At 67.6% G+C, this 4,157-nt stretch carries 6 protein-coding genes; 3 read left to right on the top strand and 3 right to left on the bottom strand.

Going from position 1 to position 4,157, the window contains the following annotated elements; genetic code table 11:
- The 3 genes from WA805_RS04480 to WA805_RS04470 form a co-directional block, all read right to left on the bottom strand.
- On the bottom strand, positions 1–492 hold a 492-nt coding region (locus WA805_RS04480; RefSeq protein ID WP_425241707.1), incomplete at its 3' end, for a methyltransferase family protein.
- Between the two features lie 16 nt (positions 493–508).
- Positions 509–1,186, bottom strand: coding sequence for a TetR/AcrR family transcriptional regulator (locus WA805_RS04475; RefSeq protein WP_425241706.1), 678 nt, complete (start codon positions 1,184–1,186; stop codon positions 509–511).
- Between the two features lie 365 nt (positions 1,187–1,551).
- Complete coding sequence (locus tag WA805_RS04470) at positions 1,552–1,737, bottom strand: hypothetical protein (protein WP_422276803.1); 186 nt, start codon at positions 1,735–1,737, stop codon at positions 1,552–1,554.
- Between WA805_RS04470 and WA805_RS04465 the strand changes: the two genes are divergently transcribed.
- The 3 genes from WA805_RS04465 to sigJ all read left to right on the top strand — a co-directional run bounded on the left by WA805_RS04465 (position 1,736) and on the right by sigJ (position 4,091).
- Positions 1,736–2,335 carry a class I SAM-dependent methyltransferase gene (locus WA805_RS04465; RefSeq protein WP_422276805.1) on the top strand — a complete coding sequence of 200 codons (600 nt, stop codon included), beginning with the start codon at positions 1,736–1,738 and terminating at the stop codon, positions 2,333–2,335. The two genes, WA805_RS04470 and WA805_RS04465, sit on opposite strands and share 2 nt — an antisense overlap.
- A 436-nt stretch (positions 2,336–2,771) precedes the next feature.
- The gene (locus WA805_RS04460) at positions 2,772–3,128 is read left to right on the top strand and encodes a DoxX family protein (protein ID WP_424563514.1); all 357 of its coding nucleotides are present in this window, start codon (positions 2,772–2,774) and stop codon (positions 3,126–3,128) included.
- 66 nt (positions 3,129–3,194) lie between these two features.
- On the top strand, positions 3,195–4,091 hold the full coding sequence (gene sigJ, locus WA805_RS04455; protein ID WP_422340151.1) for an RNA polymerase sigma factor SigJ: 897 nt from the start codon (positions 3,195–3,197) through the stop codon (positions 4,089–4,091).
- The last annotated feature ends 66 nt before the right edge of the window (positions 4,092–4,157 follow it).

The following is a 4,157-nucleotide window of genomic DNA, read 5'->3' as shown; positions in this document are numbered from 1 at the left end:
GATGACCGAAAGCGGCAGCAGGGCCATGGCGGCCAGGCCGGCCCAGTTCGCGGATGTCAGGCCGGCCCCGATGCAGGCCAGCAGGATCCCGGTATAGCTGGGGTGGCGCAGCAGGCGATACGGGCCGCTTGCGACCACCGGCTGGTCGGTGCTGACCATGACGGTGAAGGTGAAGTACTCGCCCAGTGTCTTGAACGACCACCCGCGCAGCACGAGCCCGGCCACCAGAATCGCCATCCCGGCGGCGAAGGCGACGGCGCCAGGCCGGATGACGGCAGCCGGGACAATGCGCGGCGCGAGATACAGGAAGACGCCCGCGGCAGTCAGGCAGGCCAAGAAGACCGCCCGCGAGGTTGCCCCGCCGATCTTGGTCGCTCCCTTCCTTGCTTCCAGCCCCCGGGAAAACTGGCTGAGTTCCATCGCTCCCCAGGCCAGCGCGACAACCAGGAGCAGCGGGCCGGCGATGTGGTTGGTGTCGAAGTAGGGCTTCATCTCTCCTCCTAGGCGATCAGATGGGTGGTGCATGGCCCGGCGCGATGGCAGGGTCGGCGCCGGGGTCCGGGCGGGCCGCGCGCTCGAAGAGGGCGGCAAGTTCGGTGCCGTAGGCCTCGATGTCAAGGTCAGGGTCGGCCGCGAACTGGGTGAGCAGGTCGTCCAGGACAGCCTTGAGGCTCGCTGCCATGACCCGGGCGGAGAAGGCTCCCAGCAGGCCCTTCGCCTGCCCGTGCGTCAGGACATGCTCGACCGCGGTCACCTCGTCAGCGCGCACGTCGAAGGCCGGGTTCGGGTGCCCGGCCTCGTCCCGGAAGCTGTTGTAGATCCTGACCAGCGCGATGACTTCCCGGGCGTGCGTCCGGAAGTACTCGACCCAGGTGCCGATGTACGCCGCGATGAACTTTTCGGGGAACGTCAATGGCTCGGCGGCCAGCAGGCGCGGCTGCACGTACTCCGTCATCGAGCCGAGCACGTGCGCGATCACCGCGCTGATCAGGTCATCCTTGGCCGCGAAGTGGTAGGTGACCACTCCCTTGCTGACCCCGGCCCGGCGCGCAACCTCGGCCACCGAGGTGCGCGGGAAGCCGAGCTCGGCGACGGCGCCGATCGCGCAGTCCACGAGCTGATCGCGGCGCTTGAGCTGGGTGAAGGTGCTCGCCCCGCGCTCAGCAGCGCCCCGGTTAGTACTCATGGCATGAGATTAGTACGATCGTACTAATCGGTCAAGTGCCGGGCCCGTGACGGGCCCGCGGCGGGGCGGCTACTTCGCCCGCCGCCGCGCTCCCGGTCCTCGTGTTCCGGGCGACGACGAGCCCAGGCTGCGGACATCTCCCCGCCAAACCGCTTGATGTGCGCACCCGGCGGGGCAGTTCGGCGAGCCTCGTCCCGCTCGCACTGAACGCATTCGCGATAACCCTGGGAGACCGGTTCCCGGCCGCCGAAACCTACTACTGAACCGCCGCAAACACCGTTGTTGGCGAGATAATCCCCAGAATGATAAATCTGCGCGCCGTGCCATCACAGACTCACGAGTTCGCTCTGGGCGCCGATTCGGCGTTACGGATTTGGTGGCAGCGCGCACCGATCACGTTGCGCGGCGCGGTGTTCGCGGTGGCCGGCGGACGGGACGGCGGCCGCGACGAAGATCGCGGACGGCAGCCAGCTGATGACGAACGCCACGCTGCCCAGGTCGTTGAGGATCAGGGCGAGCTGCGGGCTGATAGTACTGGGAGGTCGGTCCATGACGAACTACGCCCGCCTGTACCGGTTCGGGATCACGCCCTGGGAGCGGTACGCGACGGAGGCGGCAGCAAGTATCACCGCGCTGCTGGACCGGGAGGAGGCCGAGCGGTCCAGCCCGCTCGGCCGTGCGCTCGACCTAGGCTGCGGCAGCGGCCAGTACACCCCCGAGCTGGCGCGCAGAGGATGGCAGGCTGTTGGCATCGACTACGTGCCGGCCGCGATCGAGGCGGCAGCAGCCAAGAGCCGGGGCGTGGACGGGCTCAGCTATGTCGTCGGCGACGTGACGCGGCTGCCGTCGACGAACCTGGGAACGTTCGATTTCTTTCTCGACATTGGCTGCTTCCAGGGTCTGGACGCCAGAGGACGTCTCGCCGAGGGTGAAGGAATCTCGGCGCTGGCCAGGCCGGAGGCCACCCTGCTGCTGATGAGCTTCGGCCCGGGCCGCTGGCGGTCGCTGGTCGGAGGCGCATCGCAGCAGGAGGTCCAGGCCGCCTTCGCGGGCTGGCAGATGCTCACGGCCGAGCCCGCGGACACCGCAGGCTTGGGCTGGCCCATGAACAAGACCGCGCCCCAGTGGTACAGGATGCGCCGCACCTGAACGAGTCTGTCTTGCTGGCGTGACGCCCAGAACCGGCCTTTCTGCGCAAGGTCAGCCATGCCGGTAGGGCCGATTCCCAGCCGCACAAGATCGGCGATCTCGCACCACGACGCCGGTCGGCGTTGGTCACGTTATGCTGTCGGTCCTGGTCACTCGCCGTGCGCGTGAACCGCCGATCTGGCGCAGGTCCCATCGTGTGGCTCTGGCCGGTCTTGACTCGCAGACCAGGGTGATCTGCGCGCGGACTCTGCGGGTCAGCATGGGGCGCTGGAGATCCCGACAAGAGATATTCCCTCGGTAGGCCAGTGTTCGCGCAGGTACGGTCATGGGTAACGTCGATGCCATAATGCCTTGGCCGCCGGAAGGCGGGGGCGCGCGGATAGCGGTCGCTGGGGCCGAGCGGTCAGGTTCTCCGGTCCGGGCGTGTCTTATGAGTATGCACATCGCTTACGTTGTCGTCACGATCGTCGTGGCGCTTGCGAACGGCTATGCCGCCGTTTTGAACTTCGCCGGGGCGGAGTCTGTCAGGGTCGTCGCCGACGAGGTGCGAGTGTCGCCGAGGTGGATGATTCCGTTCGGGATTCTGCTGGCCTGCGGGGCGGTCGGCCTGCTGGCCGGATTCGCTGTGCCGGTGCTCGGGATGGCCGCCGCGATTGGCCTGGTCGTCTACTTCATCTGCGCGGTGAGCGCGCACATCCGGGTGCGCGATCCCAAGGTCGCCGGTGCGGTCAGTTTCCTGGTGATGGCCGTCGGCGCCCTAGTCGTGGGCCTCGGCTACCACAACCACTGGTGATCCCTGCGGGGGCCGCCACTCCCATTCGGTCACGGCCACAGGAGGTAGAAGGGGAACCTATTTGATATGGAGGAGATCGAGTGGCTGACGGAGCGCTTTCAGCAGCACCGTTCGCATTTGCGCGGGGTTGCCTACCGGATGCTGGGATCGGTGAGCGAAGCCGACGACGCTCTCCAGGAGGCATGGCTCCGGATCCGCGACCAGGATCGGCGGAGCGTCGAGAACATGCAGGCCTGGCTGACCACCATTGTCGGGCGGGTGTGCCTGAACATGCTGCGCGCCCGGCGAGCACGGCGCGAACAGTTCACGGACGTCTACGTGCCCGACCCCGTCGTCAGCCTCGAAGGCAGCGTCGACCCTGAGCAGGAGGCGCTGGTTGCCGACTCGGTCGGGCTCGCGCTGCTCGTGGTGCTCGACGCGCTTACTCCTCCCGAGCGGCTGGCGTTCGTGCTGCACGACGTGTTTGGCGTGCCGTTTGCGGACATCGCGGCGGTCCTCCACCGTTCCGAAGCCGCCGCGCAGCAGCTCGCCAGCCGAGCTCGGCGACGCGTGCACGGCTCGCCCACGCCGGACCCGGACATCGGCCGACAGCGCGAGGTCGTCGACGCGTTCTTCGCCGCCTCTCGCGATGGCGACTTTGACGCCTTGGTGGCGGTGCTCGATCCCGATGTCGAACTGCGGATCGATGGCGGCGTGCTGCGCGAGGAAGCGTCGCTGATTCTTCGCGGCGCGGTAGCCGTAGCGGCCTACTCCGCTACTTACTCCAAGCTCTACCCGTTCGTCAGGTCAGTGCTCGTCAACGGCGCCGCGGGAGTTGTGGTGGCGCCCGCCGGACGAGTGTTCTCCGTGATGGCGTTCACCGTCACCCACGGAAAGATCACGCAAATCGATGCCCTCGTGGATCCAGAGCGCCTCGGGCAGCTCAACCTCGTCATCCCATCGGCCGATGAACAAGGCCGGTGACGTCACTCGGACTGCTGAACCAGCGCGATGGCGTGTTCCTCGCCGAGGACTGGGTGGCAGCGTCGG

The sequence above is a fragment of the Trebonia sp. genome, from assembly GCF_049794275.1.
Lineage (GTDB): Bacteria > Actinomycetota > Actinomycetes > Streptosporangiales > Streptosporangiaceae > Trebonia.
Note: the sequence above shows the minus strand (reverse complement) of the source record. Positions and strands in the feature narration are given on the sequence as shown.